This is a genomic window from Pseudomonas fluorescens (genome assembly GCF_041354075.1).
Classification (GTDB): Bacteria; Pseudomonadota; Gammaproteobacteria; order Pseudomonadales; family Pseudomonadaceae; genus Aquipseudomonas; species Aquipseudomonas fluorescens_CE.
On the sequence record NZ_JARZGC010000009.1, the window covers coordinates 167438 to 187427 of the forward strand.

The 19990-nt window shown below is 62.0% G+C and carries 12 protein-coding genes; 6 read left to right on the forward strand and 6 right to left on the reverse strand.

The genetic code is table 11. The features are described from left to right. The first annotated feature begins 7 nt into the window (after positions 1-7). The 4 genes from aceF to msrA all read left to right on the forward strand — a co-directional run bounded on the left by aceF (position 8) and on the right by msrA (position 7235). Positions 8-1972, forward strand: a complete 1965-nt coding sequence (gene aceF / locus QIW53_RS14415) for a dihydrolipoyllysine-residue acetyltransferase (protein WP_371050275.1) — start codon at positions 8-10, stop codon at positions 1970-1972. A gap of 264 nt (positions 1973-2236) precedes the next feature. Further along, on the forward strand, positions 2237-3631 hold the full coding sequence (locus tag QIW53_RS14420) for an alkaline phosphatase D family protein (RefSeq protein WP_371050350.1): 1395 nt from the start codon (positions 2237-2239) through the stop codon (positions 3629-3631). Between the two features lie 192 nt (positions 3632-3823). After that, positions 3824-6517, forward strand: coding sequence for a putative bifunctional diguanylate cyclase/phosphodiesterase (locus QIW53_RS14425; RefSeq protein WP_371050276.1), 2694 nt, complete (start codon positions 3824-3826; stop codon positions 6515-6517). A gap of 70 nt (positions 6518-6587) precedes the next feature. Continuing rightward, positions 6588-7235, forward strand: coding sequence for a peptide-methionine (S)-S-oxide reductase MsrA (msrA, locus tag QIW53_RS14430; protein ID WP_371050277.1), 648 nt, complete (start codon positions 6588-6590; stop codon positions 7233-7235). Positions 7236-7385: 150 nt separating this feature from the next. Here msrA and QIW53_RS14435 read toward each other — a convergent pair whose 3' ends face one another. From QIW53_RS14435 to putP, 4 genes are all read right to left on the reverse strand, one after another. Then, positions 7386-8222 (reverse strand): 23S rRNA (adenine(2030)-N(6))-methyltransferase RlmJ, encoded by an 837-nt coding sequence (locus tag QIW53_RS14435; RefSeq protein WP_371050278.1) that lies wholly within the window; start codon positions 8220-8222, stop codon positions 7386-7388. 127 nt (positions 8223-8349) lie between these two features. Further along, a complete protein-coding gene (locus tag QIW53_RS14440) occupies positions 8350-9087 on the reverse strand; it encodes a DUF4123 domain-containing protein (protein WP_371050279.1) in 738 nt (245 codons plus the stop codon). Next, the gene (locus QIW53_RS14445) at positions 9077-10993 is read right to left on the reverse strand and encodes a type VI secretion system Vgr family protein (protein WP_371050280.1); all 1917 of its coding nucleotides are present in this window, start codon (positions 10991-10993) and stop codon (positions 9077-9079) included. Before QIW53_RS14445 ends, QIW53_RS14440 begins: the two co-directional genes overlap by 11 nt. A 247-nt stretch (positions 10994-11240) precedes the next feature. Then, on the reverse strand, positions 11241-12719 hold the full coding sequence (gene putP / locus QIW53_RS14450) for a sodium/proline symporter PutP (protein ID WP_371050281.1): 1479 nt from the start codon (positions 12717-12719) through the stop codon (positions 11241-11243). A 460-nt stretch (positions 12720-13179) separates the two neighbouring features. Between putP and putA the strand changes: the two genes are divergently transcribed. Beyond that, complete coding sequence (gene putA, locus QIW53_RS14455; protein ID WP_371050282.1) at positions 13180-17133, forward strand: trifunctional transcriptional regulator/proline dehydrogenase/L-glutamate gamma-semialdehyde dehydrogenase; 3954 nt, start codon at positions 13180-13182, stop codon at positions 17131-17133. A 243-nt stretch (positions 17134-17376) separates the two neighbouring features. Beyond that, positions 17377-19179, forward strand: coding sequence for an acyl-CoA dehydrogenase (locus QIW53_RS14460; protein WP_371050284.1), 1803 nt, complete (start codon positions 17377-17379; stop codon positions 19177-19179). A gap of 113 nt (positions 19180-19292) precedes the next feature. On the opposite strand, the gene QIW53_RS14465 is transcribed toward QIW53_RS14460, so the two are convergent. After that, positions 19293-19595 (reverse strand): cell division protein ZapA, encoded by a 303-nt coding sequence (locus QIW53_RS14465; RefSeq protein WP_371050285.1) that lies wholly within the window; start codon positions 19593-19595, stop codon positions 19293-19295. Continuing rightward, on the reverse strand, positions 19592-19822 hold the full coding sequence (locus tag QIW53_RS14470) for a hypothetical protein (protein WP_192307638.1): 231 nt from the start codon (positions 19820-19822) through the stop codon (positions 19592-19594). The genes QIW53_RS14465 and QIW53_RS14470 overlap by 4 nt, the downstream gene beginning before the upstream one ends. Between the last annotated feature and the right edge of the window lie 168 nt (positions 19823-19990).

Below are 19990 nucleotides of genomic sequence, written 5' to 3' on the forward strand. Positions count from 1 at the left end.
AGATTCCGTGAGCGAACTCATTCGCGTACCTGACATCGGCAGCGGTGAAGGTGAAGTAATTGAACTGTTTGTGAAGGTCGGCGACCGTATCGAAGCCGATCAGAGCATCCTGACGCTGGAATCGGACAAGGCGAGCATGGAAGTGCCTGCGCCGAAGGCCGGTATCATCAAGAGCCTGAAAGTGAAGCTGGGCGATCGCCTGAAAGAAGGCGACGAACTGCTGGAGCTGGAAGTCGAAGGTGCCGCTGCTGCGGCCCCTGCGCCTGCCGCCGCGCCGGCGGCAAAAGCCGAGGAAAAACCGGCTGCTGCTCCAGCGCCGGCCGCGCCTGCCGCTGCTCCAGCTGCCGCTTCGGTCCAGCAAGTGCACGTGCCGGACATCGGTTCGTCGGGCAAGGCCCAGATCATCGAGATCCAGGTCAAGGTCGGCGACACTGTCGAGGCGGACCAGTCGCTGATCACCCTTGAATCCGACAAGGCAAGCATGGAAATCCCATCGCCTGCCGCTGGCGTGGTCAAGGCCATCAGCGTCAAGCTCAACGACGAAGTCGGCACCGGCGACCTGATTCTGGACCTGGAAGTGGCGGGTGCTGCGGCGCCTGCTGCGGCCGCGCCAGCCCAGGCTGCTGCCCCGACGGCCGCTGCTCCGGCACCTGCTGCTGCCGCTCCGGCCGCGCCGGCTGCCGACAGCGTTCAGGACATCCATGTGCCGGACATCGGTTCGGCAGGCAAGGCCAAGATCATCGAAGTGTTGGTCAAGGCCGGCGACAGCGTCGAAGCCGACCAGTCGTTGATCACCCTGGAATCCGACAAGGCGAGCATGGAAATTCCATCGCCTGCCGCTGGCGTGGTGGAAAGCGTTTCCATCAAGCTCGATGACGAAGTCGGCACCGGCGACCTGATCCTCAAGCTCAAGGTCAAGGGCGCCGCGCCGGCCGCCGCACCGGCTCCGGCGGCTGCTGCTCCAAGTGCGCCTGCTGCTGCCGCTGCTCCAGCTCCAGCGGCCACTGCACCGGCGGCCGCCGCGCCTCCCGCTGCACCGGCCCCGTCCGGCGCCAAGGTTCACGCCGGCCCGGCCGTACGCCAACTGGCCCGTGAATTCGGCGTCGAGCTGAGCGCTGTCGGCGCCAGCGGTCCGCACGGTCGTATCCTCAAGGAAGACGTGCAGGCTTACGTCAAGGCCATGATGCAGAAGGCCAAGGAAGCACCGGCCGCCGCTGCCGGCGCCACTGGCGGCGCGGGCATCCCGCCGATCCCGGTCGTGGACTTCAGCCGCTTCGGTGAAATCGAAGAAGTGCCGATGACCCGTCTGATGCAGGTCGGCGCCGCGAACCTGCACCGCAGCTGGCTCAACGTGCCCCACGTGACGCAATTCGACTCGGCGGATATCACCGAGCTGGAAGCGTTCCGTAACGCCCAGAAAGCCGTTGCAGAGAAGGCCGGCGTCAAGCTGACCATCCTGCCGCTGCTGCTCAAGTCCTGCGCACACCTGCTCAAGGAACTGCCGGACTTCAACAGCTCGCTGGCCCCGAGCGGCAAGGCGATCATCCGCAAGAAATACGTGAACATCGGCTTCGCCGTCGACACCCCGGATGGCCTGCTGGTACCGGTCATCAAGAACGTCGACCAGAAGAGCCTGCTGCAACTGGCCGCCGAGGCCGCTTCCCTGGCTGAGAAAGCCCGGACCAAGAAGCTCTCGTCGGACGAGATGCAAGGTGCCTGCTTCACCATTTCCAGCCTCGGCCACATTGGCGGCACCGGCTTCACGCCGATCGTCAACGCGCCGGAAGTGGCGATCCTCGGTGTGTCCAAGGCCACCATCCAGCCCGTCTGGGACGGCAAGGCCTTCCAGCCGAAGCTGATGCTGCCGCTGTCGCTGTCCTACGATCACCGTGTGATCAACGGCGCTGCGGCCGCGCGCTTCACCAAGCGTCTGAGCGATCTGCTGGCGGACATCCGCACCATCCTGCTGTAACACCGGCCGGCCCTCCTTCACCGGAGGGCCTGTCGCGTTCGCTGTTTTTCGAGCGCCACGCTCGTACCTCAACCCCGTCAATTTGGCGGGGCTTTTTTTGCCCGCCATTCCCCTTTTCTTGCCGGAGCAAGCTCGCTCCTACAGATACTGCCTACCACTCCCACAAACCCCGTCGATTTCACACCGGTTTTTTTCGCGCCCCAGTCAATACGCTGAGCCAACCCCTCAATGGCTCAACGAGTAACACCCCCGATGACTTCACACCTGATCAAACCCACGGTCGGCCCGATCATGGGCCACACCACCGCCGATCACACACGGATTTTCCTTCGAGGAGGACCGGGCAGGAACGCCCCGGCATTCGCCGGCCTGCGTTATCGACGCAGCGGTGAAGCCCAATGGTCCAGGACGGTATTCAGCGAACTGAGCCCTGCGCGCGACCTGTGCAACGTGTTCATCCTCAACCCGCTCGACGCCAATGCCGGCTACGAATACCAGGCGGGCTGGTTCTGCCCCCCGACTTCGGCGCAGTGTGCGCAGACGCTCAACGCCCTGCCCCTGCAGTGGCCCCAGGAGATCTATCGATTCAAGACTCAAGCAGACACCCCCAACGGCACCCGGGCGTACATCGTAGGCTCCTGCCGATACCTGCGCATGACGGCGGGCGTGCCGTGGCTGCCGCATCTGGGCGACCGGATCTTCGCGGCCATCAACCACCTGGCAGAGCGCGCTGCGGCGCCCATCGACGCGCTGTTGATGATCGGCGACCAGGTCTACGTCGACGACTTGAACATCATCGCGCCCGACCGCGAATACCAGGACATACTGCACAAATACCGCACGGCCTTTTCCCAGCCGCACATTGCCCGCCTCATGTCCGCCATTCCGACCTACATGATCCTCGACGATCATGAAATCGAAGATAACTGGCCGGCCAGAAAGTGCGGGCGCGACGATCACCTGTACAACAACGCCATCGCCGCGTACGAGCTGTACCAGGCCAGCCACAGCCCGGCCCATGAACTGCTTGAGGATGGACGGATCAACCGCCACCTGGAACGTTACTGGTACCCGTTCACCCACGGTGATATCGGATGGTTCGTTACCGACAGCCGAACCCGGCGCAACCTGAGCGCCGGCCACCGACGCATCCTCGACGAAGAACAGGAAGCGGCCCTGTGCGACTGGCTGATCCACAGCCCGGCACGGGTCAAGTTCGTGGTCACCAGTGTGATGTTCTATCCCGACCGCAGAAGACGGGGTGAGGATGCCTGGCAAGCCTTCCCGGAGCAGCGACTACGGTTGCTGGAGACCATTCGTACACACCGCGTCAAAAATGTCTTCTTCGTCAGCGGCGATGTCCACGGTTCGCTGACCAGCCGGCTGACACACAGCGAAGACCCCGATTTCGAAATTCATACCATCGTCTCGTCACCGCTGTGCAACAGCCGGTTGTTGCCCTATGCCAGGGCCTCTACCTTCACGCTCGACCAGCCACTGGCCCGAACGCTCGCTGGCGAGTATCGACATCAATTGACCGGCGCAGTGATCAGCCAGGACAACTTTGCCCATTTGCAGGTGGAGGCACAGCAGCTGCGCGTGACCTATCACGACCGCTGCGGCCAGCCGTTGCAAACCCTGAACATCACGTTGCGTTAATGTCCAGAAGGCAAAATGCATCAGTTTTCGTGCTCAATTGAAGAAATCTTCGCCTCTGCCGACATATTCTTATAGCACTTGGCCTTCATGTCTCTTGTCAGTCAGTGTCGCAATGATGCAACCTTGCCGCAGGCAACAGTAAAGAGGGCGAGAGCCCGGCGCGATCAGCACATTCGAAGCGAGTTTCCTTCCATGAAAAGCCAACCCGATGCCGCCAGCCGTATGGTGGCCGAGGTAGTGACGCAGTTGCCGGTGCCCTCGCGGCTCGGCATGCTGCGTTTCGAGCGGCTGAATGAACCGAGCTGGGCACTGCTGTTCCTCGATCCCAATTGCGAGCGACAGTTCGGCCTTCCGGCGGTGGAACTGTGCGCCCTGGTTGGCTCACCCTACGCCAGCCTGATGGAGCCTGAAGCGCGCTATCAGTTGCATGACGCCATCCAGCAGCAACTCGCCCACAGCACGCATTACCTGGTCCGCTACACCCTGCACACCGCCGCAGGCACCTTGAGCCTGCTGGAGCTGGGCGAAGCCTACAAACAACACAACCGGCACCTGCTGCGGGGCTACCTGATGGTGGTCGACGGCATCTTCGAGGGCGAACCGCTGCTGCCGGCGGTCGACCTGGAAACCCAGAACAGCCGGTTGCAGATCGCCCTGGAACTCAACCAGCGAGCCCAGCAGGAACAACTCCTGCACCTGGACCGGGTTCGCGCCCAGCAAGACCTGATCCTGCTGTTGACCCGCCAGCGCTACAGCACCGGCAATTCCCTGCAGGAAGCCGCCGAACTGATCACCCGCAGCGCCTGCGACATCTACCAGATCGATTGCGCCAGCCTGTGGAACCTCGAAGGCTCGATGCTGGTGCCGATTTCGGCCTATCACCGCACCACCCAGACCTACGAGTTGCCCGACGCCATCGACATCAGCAGCTTCCCCGATTACATGGAAGCGCTGCACGGCAGCCGGGCGATCGATGCGCACAATGCCATTCGTGACCCGCGCACCCGGGAAATGGCCGAGGCCCTGCGCCAGCGCGACGTGAACGCGATGCTCGACGCCAGCATCCGCATCGATGGCCAGGTGGTCGGCGTGCTCTGTCTGGAACAATCCGGCGAAACCCGCGCCTGGCAGTCCGACGAAATCGCCTTCGCCGGCGAGTTGGCCGACCAGTTCGCCCAGGTCATCAACAACCACAACCGTCGCACCGCGACCAGCGCCCTGCACCTGTTCCAGCGTGCGGTCGAGCAGAGCGCCAACGCCTTTCTGCTGGTCAACTGCGACGGCGTGGTGGAGTACGTCAACCCGAGCTTCACCGCGATCACCCAGTACAGCACCGAAGAAGTCCACGGCCAGAGACTGGCGGAACTGCCAGCCCTGGAAAACCTCAGTGAACTGCTGTTCGATGCGCCCTCTTCACTGGCCAAGAGCAACAGTTGGCAGGGCGAGTTCAAGAGCCGGCGCAAGAACCTCGAACCCTACTGGGGTCAGTTGTCGATCTCCAAGGTGTACGGCGACAACCGCGAGCTGACACATTACATCGGCATCTACGAAGACATCACCCAGACCAAGCTTGCCCAGCAGCGCATCGAACGCCTGGCCTACACCGACAACCTGACCAACCTGGGCAACCGGCCGGCCTTCATCCGCAACCTCGACGAGCGCTTCGCCCGGGACAGCGATACCCCCATCAGCCTGTTGCTGGTGGACATCGACAACTTCAAGCGGATCAACGACAGCCTCGGCCACCAGACCGGCGACAAACTGCTGATCAGCCTGGCTCGACGCCTGCGCAACAGCCTGTCCTCAAGCGGCAGCCTGGCGCGTTTCGCCAGTAACGAATTCGCCGTACTGCTGGACGACACCGACCTGGCCTCGGGCCAGCAAGTGGCCAATCAACTGCTGGCGACCCTCGACAAACCGATGTTCGTCGACAACCAGTTGATCAGCGTCACCGGTTCCGTCGGCCTGGCGTGCGCGCCCATTCACGGCCGCGACCCGCAGACCCTGATGCGCAATGCCGGCCTCGCGCTGCACAAGGCCAAGGCGAACGGCAAGCATCAGGTTCAGGTGTTCACCGAAGCCCTGAACGCCGAGGCCAGCTACAAACTGTTCGTCGAGAACAACCTGCGGCGGGCCCTGACCCAAAACGAGCTGGACGTGTTCTACCAGCCCAAACTGTGCCTGCGCAGCGGTCGCCTGCTGGGCATGGAAGCGCTGTTGCGCTGGAACCACCCGGAAAAGGGCATGATCCGTCCAGACCAGTTCATCAGCGTTGCCGAAGAAACCGGCCTGATCATCCCCATCGGCAAGTGGATCGCCCGCCAGGCCTGCCGCATGAGCAAGGACCTGACGGCCGCCGGGCTGGGCAACCTGCAGGTGGCGATCAACCTGTCACCCAAGCAGTTCTCCGACCCGGACCTGGTGTCCTCGATCGCCAACATCCTCAAGGAAGAGGCGCTGCCGCCCAGCCTGCTGGAGCTGGAACTGACCGAAGGCCTGCTGCTGGAAGCCACCGAAGACACCCATCTGCAGCTCGACCAGCTCAAGCGCCTGGGCCTGACCCTGGCCATGGACGACTTCGGCACCGGTTACTCGTCGCTCAGTTACCTGAAGAAATTCCCCATCGATATCATCAAGATCGATCGGAGTTTCATTCATGAAATCCCCGACAACCAGGACGACATGGAAATCACCTCTGCGGTGATCGCCATGGCCCACAACCTGAAACTCAAGGTCGTGGCCGAAGGCATCGAGACCGCCGAGCAGTTGGCGTTCCTGCGCCGTCATCGCTGCGACGTCGGCCAGGGCTACCTGTTCGACCGGCCGATCCCGGGCTCCGAGCTGATCGACAAGCTCAAACGCTACCCACGTGGCCCTATCGCCTGACAGCGGCGCGACTCTCGGGCAAACTGACGTCCTGTTTATTCACATTTCAACCTGACTGAGGGGGCTGATCATGGTCTTGCGCTCGGAAATCCTGGTGAACAAAAACGTGCTACCTACCAAAGAACAAGCTCTGCCCGGCCGCGAAACGCCAATGACCCTGCCGGAAAAACATTTCGTCAACGACACGCCTTTGCTGGGTCCGTTCTCCAGCAACGTGGACTTTGCGATCTTCGGCCTGGGCTGCTTCTGGGGCGCGGAACGTCGTTTCTGGCAGCGCGAAGGCGTGGTCAGCACGGCGGTGGGTTATGCCGGCGGCCTGACGCCGAACCCGACGTACGAGGAAGTGTGTTCGGGCCTGACCGGCCACAGCGAAGTGGTGCTCGTGGTCTACGAACCGGAGAAAGTCAGCTACGAAGCGCTGCTGAAGATGTTCTGGGAACTGCACAACCCGACTCAGGGCATGCGCCAGGGCAACGATATCGGCACCCAGTACCGTTCGGTGATCTACGCCACCAATCCGGATCAACTGGCCGCCGCCGAACGCAGCAAAGCCGTGTTCCAGGCTGAACTGACCAAGGCCGGCCAAGGCACCATCACCACCGAAATCGCCGAAGCCCCGACCGTTTTCTTCGCCGAGGCCTACCACCAGCAATACCTGGCCAAGAACCCGGAAGGCTATTGCGGGATTGGCGGCACCGGCGTGACCTGCCCGATCTGACCGGGCACGCCCCTGGCAACTGTAGGAGCGAGCATGCTCGCGATGGTAGCTCAGACAACGCGGGCACATTGATGCCCCGCGTAATCGTTAACGACCATCGCGAGCATGCTCGCTCCTACAGGGGGTTGTTGTTAATCGGCAGAGGGTTAGTTACTCGGCAATCAGCCAATCCATCGTCCACCCGCCCTGGGTCTGCCCCAGTTTCTCGGACAGCCACGGCAGCAGTTCGCGCAGCTCCTCTTCCAGCCCCCATGGCGGATTGGCAATCGCCAGGCCGGAGCCGTTAAGGCTGTTCGGCGTGTCCAGCGGATGCACCAGCAACTCCACACGCAACAACTTGGGTGCGCCCGTGCCCGCCAGGTCCTGATAGAACCGACGCAACATGCGCTGATCCTTCACCGGGTACCAGATCGCTGCCACGGTCTGACGCATCCGCCCCACGGCTTCTTTCAGCGACGCGGCGCAACGTTGCATCTCGTCCAGTTGCTCGAACGGCGGATCGATCAACATCACCGCACGCTTCTCCTGCACCGGCAACAGGGCGCGCGCGACATGCCAACCTTCGCCCAGATGCACTTTGACCCGGCGGTCGCCGGCCATGTTGTCCTTGAGCAACACGCCGTCTTCGGGGTGCTTCTCGTTGAGCATCACCCGATCCTGCGGCCGCGTCAGGCGTCGGGCCAACTCGGGCGACCCCGGGTAGTAGCGCAACTGGCCATCCGGGTTCATCTCGTGCAATACCTTCATGTAATCGGCAGTCACCGCCGGCAGATCCGGCTGGCCCCACAATCGCGCAATGCCTTCCAGGTATTCACCGGTACGGCTCGCCTGATCGCCTTGCAGGTCATACAGACCGATGCCGGCGTGCGTATCGAGATAGGCAAACGGCTGCTCCTTGCGCGACATCAGGGCGATGAGGCGGGTCAAAGTCAGGTGTTTGAACACATCGGCGTGGTTGCCGGCGTGGAAGGCGTGACGATAATTCATGATTGCTCCTGCGAAGGCCGGGAAGTTTACCCTGTACGACGACGAACGTCAGGGCTTCGCAGCCGAGCGGGCGACTGCGCAGCTGTTGTCACCGCCGCAGACTGTCACCCGCCCCCACCGCTCCCGATCAGTCCCGCTGCGCTTCGAGAAACGTGGCCAACACCGATTTCGGCGCCAGTGGCAGGTTGGGCTGCACGAGGAAGTTCGCAACCTTTTGCCGTAAGACACACTCGGAAAACGCTTCGAACAGATCGGGACGGTCCTCGCTCAACCACTGGAGCAGGTTGTCCAGCAACGTCGCCCGGGAATGCTCGCCGAGCCGCTCCAGCAGGGTTTCCGGCACGTGCCACCACGGAAAAATCCGTGGGGATTTCGTCATGCTTGCGCCGACCTCGAACGCCTGGCCATTGATCAGGCAACGCGCCACAGCGGGTAGCAGATCAGCCGCATCGACCTCGGCGCATTGAATGATCGATTGCAGATAACGCCCATCCCAGAAGCGGAAAAAGACCGCGCTGCCGTCAGGCAACAGCACCTGAGTCAGGCTTCGCAGATGCTCGACCAACAGGTTTTGCGGCGCGCAGGAAATCAGCAGCCAACCCCAATCGGTCGACTCGGTCGTGGCAACCCACTGCAGAAAACCACCGTCGACATCAACGATGGCGACATAGGGCATCACCGCGCGCCACCCGGCGTAAGCCGTGTCCGCCCAGATCGCGGCCGGCGCGTGCACCGGACTGGAACCGCACCAGGCATTGAACGGCTCGGCGGAACTGGCATCGCCGAAAACCGCGAACACCTGCTCGCCTGGCGCCAGCGGCTGACGCAGCAACCAATCGTAGGGCGAGAGGCGTTCAGGCTGCACAGACACCCTCCTTGCAGCGCTCGCACTCTTCGCAGAACGGTGCATCGCTTTTCAGGCTCAGGGTCTGAGCCACGCTCAGCGGCGCCAGCGCGCGTTGAACGGCCGAAGCTCCCAACGCCGGGACCGGTGCGCCGCCAGGCTGGATCGGCACGCTGCTGAAGATGCCTGCCGGGCCGATATTGATCCAGTGTCCGCCGGCCTGGATCGTCGCGCTGGCACCTGCATCGATGACCACCTGCTGACCGGCACCGACATGGATCTGCCCGCTCGCGCTCACCGTCTGGTTGTCGCTGCGGATGTGCCGGTCACCATGAACATGCAGGGTATCGTTGGCGCCGATCACCGCGCGGCGCTGGCTGTCGACCTGCAGATTGAGATCGTGCAAGACATGCTGGGTCCAGTTTCGCTGGGCACGCACATAAACCTCTTCGGCACCCGCACGGTCCTCGATGCGAATTTCGTTGCTGCCACGACCACCCGGGCTGCTCTGGCTGCGGAAAATGCTGCGGGTGCTGTCTGCCGGCAGATTCAGGGGCGCCCGGTTGGCGCCATTGGGCAGGCAGCCCATGACAATCGGCTTGTCGACGTCGCCATCGACGAACCCCACCAGCACTTCCATGCCAACCCGGGGCGTCAGCACGATCCCGTAATCGTCATGGGCCCATCCCGTGGCGACCCGCAGCCAGCAACTGGCGTGTCCATCGCGCCGGCCCTCGCGGTCCCAGGCCAGCTGGACCTTGACCCGTCCGAGCTCGTCGCAATGGATCTCCCTGTCCGCCGGGCCGGTCACCACCGCCGATTGATAACCGGCGACCTGGGGTTTGCCGATCGCAGGCGGGCGGAAGAAAACCTCCCAGGGCGTCGCAAGAAACGTATTGCGATAGCCCTGAAAATCATCTTCCTCTTCGCTGCCCGCCAACTCCTCCAGCACCTGTGGCTGACGCCCACGGTGCTCGACGGCGGTGATCAACCACAGGTCGTTCCATGCCTGACGCGAGTGCTCGCTCAGGCGCAGAAAATGCCCGCTGACCAAGGCCGGTTCGTCGCTGTGGCCTTCGGCCTGGCGGTAGTCCGCGTTGTGCCGCTCCAGCGCCCGCCGCGCCAGGTCCTCGCCCTGTTCGCGACCCGTGAACCGGCCGGGGAAGTGATAGTGCTCCAGCGCCGGCAGTCGCGAGTTGTCGCTGCGGCTCTCAAGTTGCAAGCGCGGTTTGTGGAAGTCGTAATCACGCAGGGTGACCGCTGTCGCGCGTGTTTCCAGGCGCACGCTGAAACGCCTGATCGCGGGCGTATCGGAGGCCATCGAGCTGTCGGGAACATAGGGGGTCGGGACCGGCAAGCGAGGGAAAAACGTCTGATCATCGCCAAACACCAGCAGGTGCCCGTCGGGGCGATGCTGGAAGTGGTAATGAATGCCGACTTCGGCACTGAGCCGCTGGATGAACGCGAGGTCGCTTTCAGCGTATTGCACGCAATACTCGCGCACAGCGTAATCACTGCCCAGCCGTAACTCGAAAGCGTCGCGCAGAATGCCATGGTTCTCGAGGACCTGCGCAATGATCGCAGGCACGCTCTTGTGCTGGAAAATCCGCTGGTTGATGCGTTGATCCAGGTAGGCCAGGCGTGGAACAAGGCTGATCTGGTAACGGGTCAGGCGCCCGCCGGAATCACCCTGGCCTACGCGAAAAATCTGACCATGAACACCGGCACCCCGCGCGTCGAACCGCAGATACGCCTGACGGTGCAGCACCGTTTCAAGGTCGATATCCGGCCGGGTACTGACCAGTTCCAGGTCAAAACGGAAGGGCTGGCTGATGGCTTCCTTGCCAGAGAATTCAAGCACCTTGAATTCATCAGGGTGGCCTTCCACGGTCAATGTGAAGCGCGGTTGATTAGCAAGAGCGAACATCCGATGTGTCTCTGCAAAATGAAAGCGAGCGATTCTGCATGAGCGCGAAGGGCTGTGAATGCCGGGACAGGAAATCAGATGGGTCCGAGTGTTTTAGAGATTTTTCATTCGAAACCCGAAAGGACGAACTACAGACAGAACTAAAAAAATCCCTACCGAATTTCCACACACAAAAAAACGGCCCGCCTCCAAGGGGAAGCGGGCCGTTTTTAACTCAGCAAATGGTCGGAGCTTCAGCTCGTCCCTGTCACTTGTTCAGGCGGTAATCAGCCTCGGCAGCGGCGAAACGCTGCAACATGCCGTGAGTCGGCGTGCCCATCTTGCTGACGATGTAGATCGCCAGGCTGGCGAAGATGAAGCCCGGGATGATTTCGTACAGACCCAAGAGCTCGAAGTGTTTCCACACGATCACGGTGATCGCGCCGACCAGGATGCCGGCCAGCGCGCCGTTGCGGGTCATGCCTTTCCAGATCACGGAGATCAGGACGACCGGACCGAACGCGGCACCGAAACCAGCCCAGGCATAGCTGACCAGGCCCAGTACACGGTTTTCCGGATTGGCCGCCAGGGCGATGGCCACCAGGGCAACCAGCAGCACCATGGCGCGACCGACCCAGACCAGCTCCACCTGGGAAGCCGATTTACGCAGGAAGGTTTTGTAGAAGTCTTCGGTCAGGGCGCTCGAGCACACCAGCAACTGACAGCTCAGGGTGCTCATCACGGCAGCCAGAATGGCCGACAGCAGCACACCGGCAATCCATGGGTTGAAGAGGATCTTGGCCAGTTCGATGAACACACGCTCGTGGTTCTCGGTCACAGGACCGGCCAGGTCAGGGTTCGCCGAGAAGTAGGCGATGCCGAAGAAACCGACCGCCACGGTGCCGCCCAGGCACAGGATCATCCAGGTCATGGAAATGCGACGGGCGTTGGCGATCGACTTGACCGAATCCGCTGCCATGAAGCGCGCGAGGATGTGCGGCTGGCCGAAGTAGCCCAGGCCCCAGCCCATCAGCGAGATGATGCCGATGAAGGTGGTGTTGCGCAGCATGTCGAAGTTGCTCGGGTTCTGCGCTTCAATCGCCAGGAACGTGGTGTCGACGCCACCGGTGGCCAGCAGCACGATGATCGGCGTCAGCAACAGGGCGAAGATCATCAGCGTGGCCTGAACGGTATCTGTCCAGCTCACGGCCAGGAAACCGCCGACGAAGGTGTAGGCAATAGTCGCCGCAGCACCGGCCCACAGCGCGGTCTCGTAGGACATGCCGAATGTACTTTCGAACAGACGGGCACCAGCGACGATGCCGGAGGCGCAGTAGATGGTGAAGAACACCAGGATCACGATGGCAGAGATGATCCGCAGCAGGCCGCTTTTGTCTTCGAAACGGCTGGAGAAGTAGTCCGGCAGGGTCAATGCATCGCCGTTGTGCTCGGTCTGCACGCGCAGGCGGCCGGCAACGAACAGCCAGTTCAGGTAGGCGCCGACGATCAGGCCGATGGCGATCCAGCTTTCGGACAGGCCGGACATGTAGATGGCGCCCGGCAGGCCCATCAGCAACCAGCCACTCATGTCGGAGGCGCCGGCGGACAAGGCCGTGACGACGCTACCCAGGCTGCGACCGCCCAGAATGTAGTCGGAAAGGTTGTTGGTGGAGCGATAGGCCATGAAGCCGATCAGTACCATTGCTGCGATGTAGATCACGAACGTGATCAGGGTTGGATTGCTCATAAAAGTGACGCCCTGGCTTTGTTTTTATGTAGCGGCGGCGTATGAACCGCTCGCAAACGATGACGTTTGACAGACGATTCGGAGAGCCGCGCATTTATGACTGATGTTTCCCCAGGAAAGCCATCAGCCGGTACCCCTCCCGAAAAGGGTTGCACCTTGGGGCGCGAATGCTATGCAACAAAGCAAATAAGGTGCAACCCATTTCTTGCGAATTAGTTGCACCTGAATCATTCCGGCGGATGGATGGCTGTTTTTGCTCCCATTTAGCGCAGTTAACGAACTTCGCTAGAAGCAAAAGCACCAAGCAGGAGCGGGACGTCCGTACCTGATTTTATTTCCTGACGAGCTGCACATCATTCCTGTAAAAAAAGGGTTGCACCCGGTTGCACCTCATTCAGCGCACAGCTAATCTTGCGGCCAGCTGATGCCACGCGGTCGTGGCAAACATGAGGATAAAAACATGGCTACCACCACCCTTGGGGTCAAACTTGACGACCCAACCCGCGAACGCCTGAAGGCTGCCGCGACCTCGATTGATCGTACGCCACACTGGCTGATCAAACAGGCAATTTTCAATTACCTGGAAAAACTCGAGGGTGGTGCAACCCTGACCGAGCTTAACGGCCTGGCGGCCAAGGACTCGGACGACAGCGGCGAAGTCCATGTCGACCACGCCCACCAGTGCTTCCTCGAATTCGCCGAGAGCATCCTGCCGCAATCGGTACTGCGCGCCGCCATCACCGCCGCTTACCGTCGCCCTGAGCCGGAAGTGGTACCGATGCTGATCGAACAGGCTCGCCTTCCGGTTGCGATGGCCGACGCCACCAACAAGCTGGCGGCCTCGATTGCCGAGAAGCTGCGCAACCAGAAAAGTGCCGGCGGTCGTGCCGGTATCGTTCAGGGCTTGCTGCAGGAATTTTCCCTGTCTTCTCAGGAAGGCGTCGCCCTGATGTGCCTGGCCGAAGCGTTGCTGCGCATCCCGGACAAAGGCACCCGTGACGCACTGATTCGCGACAAGATCAGCACCGGCAACTGGCAGCCGCACCTGGGCAACAGCCCGTCGCTGTTCGTCAACGCCGCCACCTGGGGCCTGTTGCTCACCGGCAAGCTGGTGTCGACCCATAACGAAGCCGGCCTGACTTCCTCCCTGAGCCGCATCATCGGCAAAAGCGGCGAGCCGATGATCCGCAAGGGCGTCGACATGGCCATGCGCCTGATGGGCGAGCAGTTCGTCACCGGCGAAACCATCGCCGAAGCACTGGCCAATGCGAGCAAGTTCGAATCCAAAGGCTTCCGTTATTCCTACGACATGCTGGGTGAAGCCGCACTCACCGAGCACGACGCGCAGAAATACCTGGCCTCGTACGAACAAGCCATCCACTCGATCGGCAAGGCCTCCCACGGCCGTGGGATTTATGAAGGTCCGGGCATTTCGATCAAGCTGTCCGCCCTGCACCCGCGCTACAGCCGAGCGCAGTATGAACGCGTGATGGACGAGCTGTACCCGCGCCTGCTGTCGCTGACCCTGCTGGCCAAGCAGTATGACATCGGCCTCAACATCGACGCCGAAGAAGCCGACCGCCTCGAGCTGTCGCTGGACCTGCTCGAGCGCCTGTGCTTCGAACCGCAACTGACCGGCTGGAACGGCATCGGCTTCGTCATCCAGGCCTACCAGAAGCGTTGCCCGTACGTGATTGACTACGTGATCGACCTGGCTCGCCGCAGCCGTCATCGCCTGATGATCCGTTTGGTGAAAGGCGCGTACTGGGACAGCGAGATCAAGCGCGCCCAGGTCGAAGGCCTGGAAGGCTACCCGGTGTACACCCGCAAGGTGTACACCGACGTGTCCTACATCGCCTGCGCCCGCAAACTGCTGTCGGTGCCGGAAGTCATCTACCCGCAGTTCGCCACGCACAACGCCCACACCCTGTCGGCCATTTATCACATCGCCGGCCAGAACTATTACCCGGGCCAGTACGAATTCCAGTGCCTGCACGGCATGGGTGAACCCCTGTACGAACAGGTTGTAGGCAAGGTTTCCGAAGGCAAGCTGAACCGTCCGTGCCGTGTGTACGCTCCGGTCGGTACCCACGAAACGCTGCTGGCGTACCTGGTGCGCCGCCTGCTGGAAAACGGTGCGAACACTTCGTTCGTCAACCGCATCGCCGACCAGTCGATCTCGATTCAGGAACTGGTGGCCGATCCGGTCGCCAGCATCGAGAAAATGGCCACGGCCGAAGGCGGTTTCGGCCTGCCACACCCGCGCATCCCGCTGCCGCGTGACCTGTACGGCGCCGAACGCGCCAACTCCAGCGGCATCGACATGGCCAACGAACATCGCCTGGCCTCGTTGTCCTGCGCGCTGCTGGCCACCGCACACAACAACTGGAAAGCGGCGCCGATGCTCGGCTGCGCTTCCAGTACACAAACGCCAGCACCGGTGCTCAACCCGTCCGATCTGCGTGACGTGGTCGGCCACGTGCAGGAAGCCACGGTTGAAGACGTCGATAACGCCATTCAATGTGCGCTGAACGCCGCGCCAATCTGGCAGGCCACTCCGCCGGCCGAGCGCGCTGCCATCCTGGAGCGCGCCGCTGACCTGATGGAAGCCGAGATCCAGCCGCTGATGGGCCTGCTGGCTCGCGAGGCCGGCAAGACCTTCGCCAACGCCATCGCCGAGGTGCGCGAAGCTGTGGACTTCCTGCGCTACTACGCCGTGCAGGCACGCAACGATTTCACCAACGACGCCCACCGTCCCCTGGGCCCGGTGGTGTGCATCAGCCCATGGAACTTCCCGCTGGCAATCTTCAGCGGTCAGGTCGCCGCAGCCCTCGCCGCCGGCAACCCGGTACTGGCCAAACCGGCGGAGCAAACCCCGCTGGTCGCCGCTCAAGCCGTACGCTTGCTGCTGGAAGCCGGCATTCCGCAGGGCGTGCTGCAACTGCTGCCGGGTCGTGGCGAAACCGTCGGTGCCGGCCTGGTCGGTGACGATCGCGTCAAAGGCGTGATGTTCACCGGCTCGACCGAAGTCGCTCGCCTGCTGCAACGCAACATCGCCGGCCGCCTGGATGCCCAGGGCCGTCCGATCCCGCTGATCGCCGAAACCGGCGGCCAGAACGCCATGATCGTCGACTCCTCGGCATTGACCGAGCAGGTGGTGATCGACGTCGTCTCGTCAGCCTTCGACAGCGCCGGTCAGCGTTGCTCGGCTCTGCGCGTGCTGTGCCTGCAGGAAGATTCCGCAGACCGCGTCATCGAAATGCTCAAGGGCGCCATGGCTGAAAGCCGTCTCGGCAACCCCGAGCGTCTGTCCGTGGACATCGGCCCGGTGATCGACGCCGAAGCCAAGGCCGGCATCGAGAAACACATCCAGGCCATGCGCGACAAAGGTCGCAATGTGTACCAGGTGGCCATCGCCGATGCCGAGGAAGTCAAGCGCGGCACCTTCGTGATGCCAACCCTGATCGAACTGGAAAGCTTTGACGAACTGCAGCGGGAGATCTTCGGCCCGGTGCTGCACGTGGTTCGCTACAAGCGCAAGGACATCGACCAGTTGATCGAACAGATCAACGCTTCCGGCTACGGCCTGACCCTGGGCGTGCACACCCGCATCGACGAAACCATCGCCAAGGTGATCGACAACGTCAACGCCGGTAACGTCTACGTCAACCGCAACATCGTCGGTGCCGTGGTGGGCGTCCAGCCGTTCGGCGGCGAAGGCCTGTCGGGCACCGGTCCGAAAGCCGGTGGTCCGCTGTACCTGTACCGCCTGCTGTCGACCCGCCCTGCGGACGCGATCGAGCAGTCCTTCGCTCGCGGTGATGCCATCGCAGCGCCGGATGTCCGTCTGCGCGATGCCATGAGCAAACCCCTGACCGCCCTGCAAACCTGGGCGGACAGCAACAAGTTCGCTGACCTGAGCGCCCTGTGCGTACAGTTCGCCGCGCAATCGCAAAGCGGCATCACCCGCGTGCTGGCCGGCCCGACCGGCGAACGCAACAGCTATGCGATCCTGCCCCGCGAACACGTGTTGTGCCTGGCGGAAGTCGAAGGCGACCTGTTGACCCAACTGGCGGCGGTGTTGGCGGTAGGCGGCTCTGCCGTATGGCCGGAAGCTGACTTGACCAAGGCCTTGTTCGCACGCCTGCCGAAGGAGGTTCAGGCGCGGATCAAGCTGGTTTCCGACTGGAACAAGGACGAAGTGGTGTTCGACGCCGTTCTGCACCACGGCCACTCCGATCAACTGCGTGCGGTTTGCCAGCAAGTGGCCAAGCGCGCCGGAGCCATTGTCGGGGTTCATGGCCTGTCCCAGGGTGAAACCAACATTGCACTGGAGCGTCTGGTGATCGAGCGGGCGTTGAGCGTCAACACGGCTGCGGCGGGTGGTAACGCCAGCCTGATGACCATCGGTTAAACGCAAAAAACCAGGCACCCGCCATGGCTGTCTGGTGAGCAATACCCTTGTGGGAGCGAGCCTGCTCGCGAAGGCGTCGGCACATCCAGACCAGTTATTGGATGACACGCCGCCTTCGCGAGCAGGCTCGCTCCCACATTTGATCAGCAGTGCCCCCAACGCACCATCACCCTCATCAATCATCCTGTTCAGCCTTTATTCCCACGCCTAGACTCGGTCCACTTCAATAAAAGGTAGGCCGCCATGTCCGAGACGTTGCTCAGTTCCCGCAATCTGGCTTTCGAGCTGTATGAAGTCCTCGATGCCGAAGGCCTTACCCAGCGCGAGCGGTTTGCCGAGCACAACCGCGAAACCTTCGATGCCGCCCTCGGCACCGCCCGCAGTATCGCCGAGAAGTTCTTTGCCCCGCACAACCGCAAGGGCGACGAGAACGAACCGCGCTATGAGGACGGTCAGGCGATTCTGATTCCGGAGGTGAAACCGGCGGTGGATGCCTTCCTTGAGGCCGGATTTCTCAATGCCGCGCGCAGCTACGACGCCGGCGGCATGCAACTTCCCACGCTGTTGTCCCAGGCCTGCTTCGCGCACTTTCAATCGGCCAACGCGGCGTCCACCTCATACCCGTTCCTGACCATGGGCGCGGCCAACCTGATCGAAAGCTTCGGCACCGAGGAGCAGAAGCAACGCTTCCTTCAACCGATGATCGACGGTCGCTTCTTCGGCACCATGGCGTTGACCGAACCGCACGCCGGCTCATCGCTGTCGGATATTCGTACCCGCGCCGAGCCCGCGCCTGACGGCACTTATCGACTCAAGGGCAACAAGATCTTCATCTCCGGCGGCGACCATCCGCTGTCGGAAAACATCGTGCACATGGTGCTGGCGAAACTGCCGGATGCACCGGCCGGGGTGAAGGGGATCTCGCTGTTCATCGTGCCCAAGTTCCTGGTCAACGACGACGGCAGCCTCGGCCAGCGCAACGACGTACTGCTGGCCGGGTTGTTTCACAAGATGGGCTGGCGCGGCACGACGTCCACGGCGCTGAACTTCGGCGATAACGGTGAGTGCGTCGGCTACCTGGTGGGCAAGCCACACCACGGCCTGAGCTACATGTTCCAGATGATGAACGAGGCACGGATCGGCGTCGGCATGGGCGCGGTGATGCTCGGTTACGCCGGTTACCTGTACTCGCTGCAATACGCCCGCGAACGGCCACAGGGTCGCGTGCCCGACAGCAAGGATCCGAACACCGCACCGGTAGCGATCATCGAGCATGCCGACGTCAAGCGCATGCTGCTGACGCAAAAGGCCTATGTCGAAGGCTCGTTCGATCTCGGCCTGTATGCAGCACGGCTGTTCGATGACACCACGACGCTCGACACCGAAGCCGAGCGCAAACAGGCCCATGAGCTGCTGGATCTGCTGACGCCTATCGTCAAATCCTGGCCGTCGGAGTTTTGTCTGAAGGCCAACGAACTGGCGATCCAGATCCTCGGCGGCCACGGCTATACCCGCGAATATCCGGTGGAGCAGTATTACCGCGACAACCGCCTGAACCCGATCCACGAAGGCACCCACGGCATTCAGTCACTGGATTTGCTGGGGCGTAAACTGGCGCAAAACGGCGGCGCCGGGCTCAAGCAACTGATTCGCCTGATTGCCGACACAGCCGAACGTGCGCAGGCTTTCGAATCGCTGTCGCCGCTGCGCGAGCCGCTGGAGAAGCTGGTTGCCCGCCTGCAAGGCGTCACCCTCGGCCTGTTGACCGACCTGGCCCAAGGCAAGGTCAACAGCAGCCTGGCAAACTCGGCGCTGTACCTGAAAGTGTTCGGGCACACCGTGATCGGCTGGCGCTGGCTGGAACAGGCGATTCGCGCCGAAGAAGGGCTGGCCAGAGGGAATGTTGCGGACGCGAGCTTCTATAAAGGCAAGTTGCAGGCGGCGCGGTATTTCCTGACCTGGGAAGTGCCAGGCTGCCACCATGAACTGGCGATTCTCGAAGCACGGGATGATGTGTGCCTCGGGATGCAGGATGAGTGGTTTTGATCAACGACCTGCGGCGCCTCTGATCCAATCGCGAGCAGGCTTGCTCCCACAAAGGATTGCACGCTCCTTTGGCGGCAAACCCGCTCGCGACGACGTGGTTCAGATGCGTGTCATCACGCCTGACTGATCGTCTTGGAAATCACCTCGACCGTGGCGCTGACTTGCTCTTGATAACGGTCGAGTTCCAGCTGGTGCTGCTTCTGCATGTCGATCTGTTGAGAACAGAGGTTCATCGCGGCCAGCACCAGCAGGCGATCCCCGATCAACGTCGGGTACTTTCTCTTGGTCTCGGCCAGGGCAGCCTTCAACATCGTGACGGCATCCAGCAGGGTTTGCTCCTCCCCGGCCGGCGCCTTGATCGAATAGTCCTCCCCCAGGATCGAGACGACTTTTACCCCTGCGATGCCGACACTCATGCGCTGACCGGCCCTGCGCTGACGCGTTCTACCAAGGCCTGGATGCGGGCAGCGGTCGCGCCGTGTTTCTCTTCCTGCTCCATCAGGCTCAGTTGCAGGCTTTCATTTTCATCCTTGGCCTGGGCCAGTTCTGCACTCAGGGCCTGATTGCTGCCGAGCAGACTCTGGTTCTGTTGTACAAGGTCGCTGACCAGTTGTTCCAATTGGCTGAGGGATGCTTCCAACATTTTGATTTTCCAGGCATTTTCAAAGGGCGCGTACGATAAAGAAAAGTCACCTTGGACGCCAGGGTTCCGGGGCGCGACGACTTGATTTTCCGGGCGGGTGACCTTCCTCGGCGAACCCTAAAGACTCTGATCAGGGAATCTGGTTCCTGCACTTCGTCGCCGTTTCAG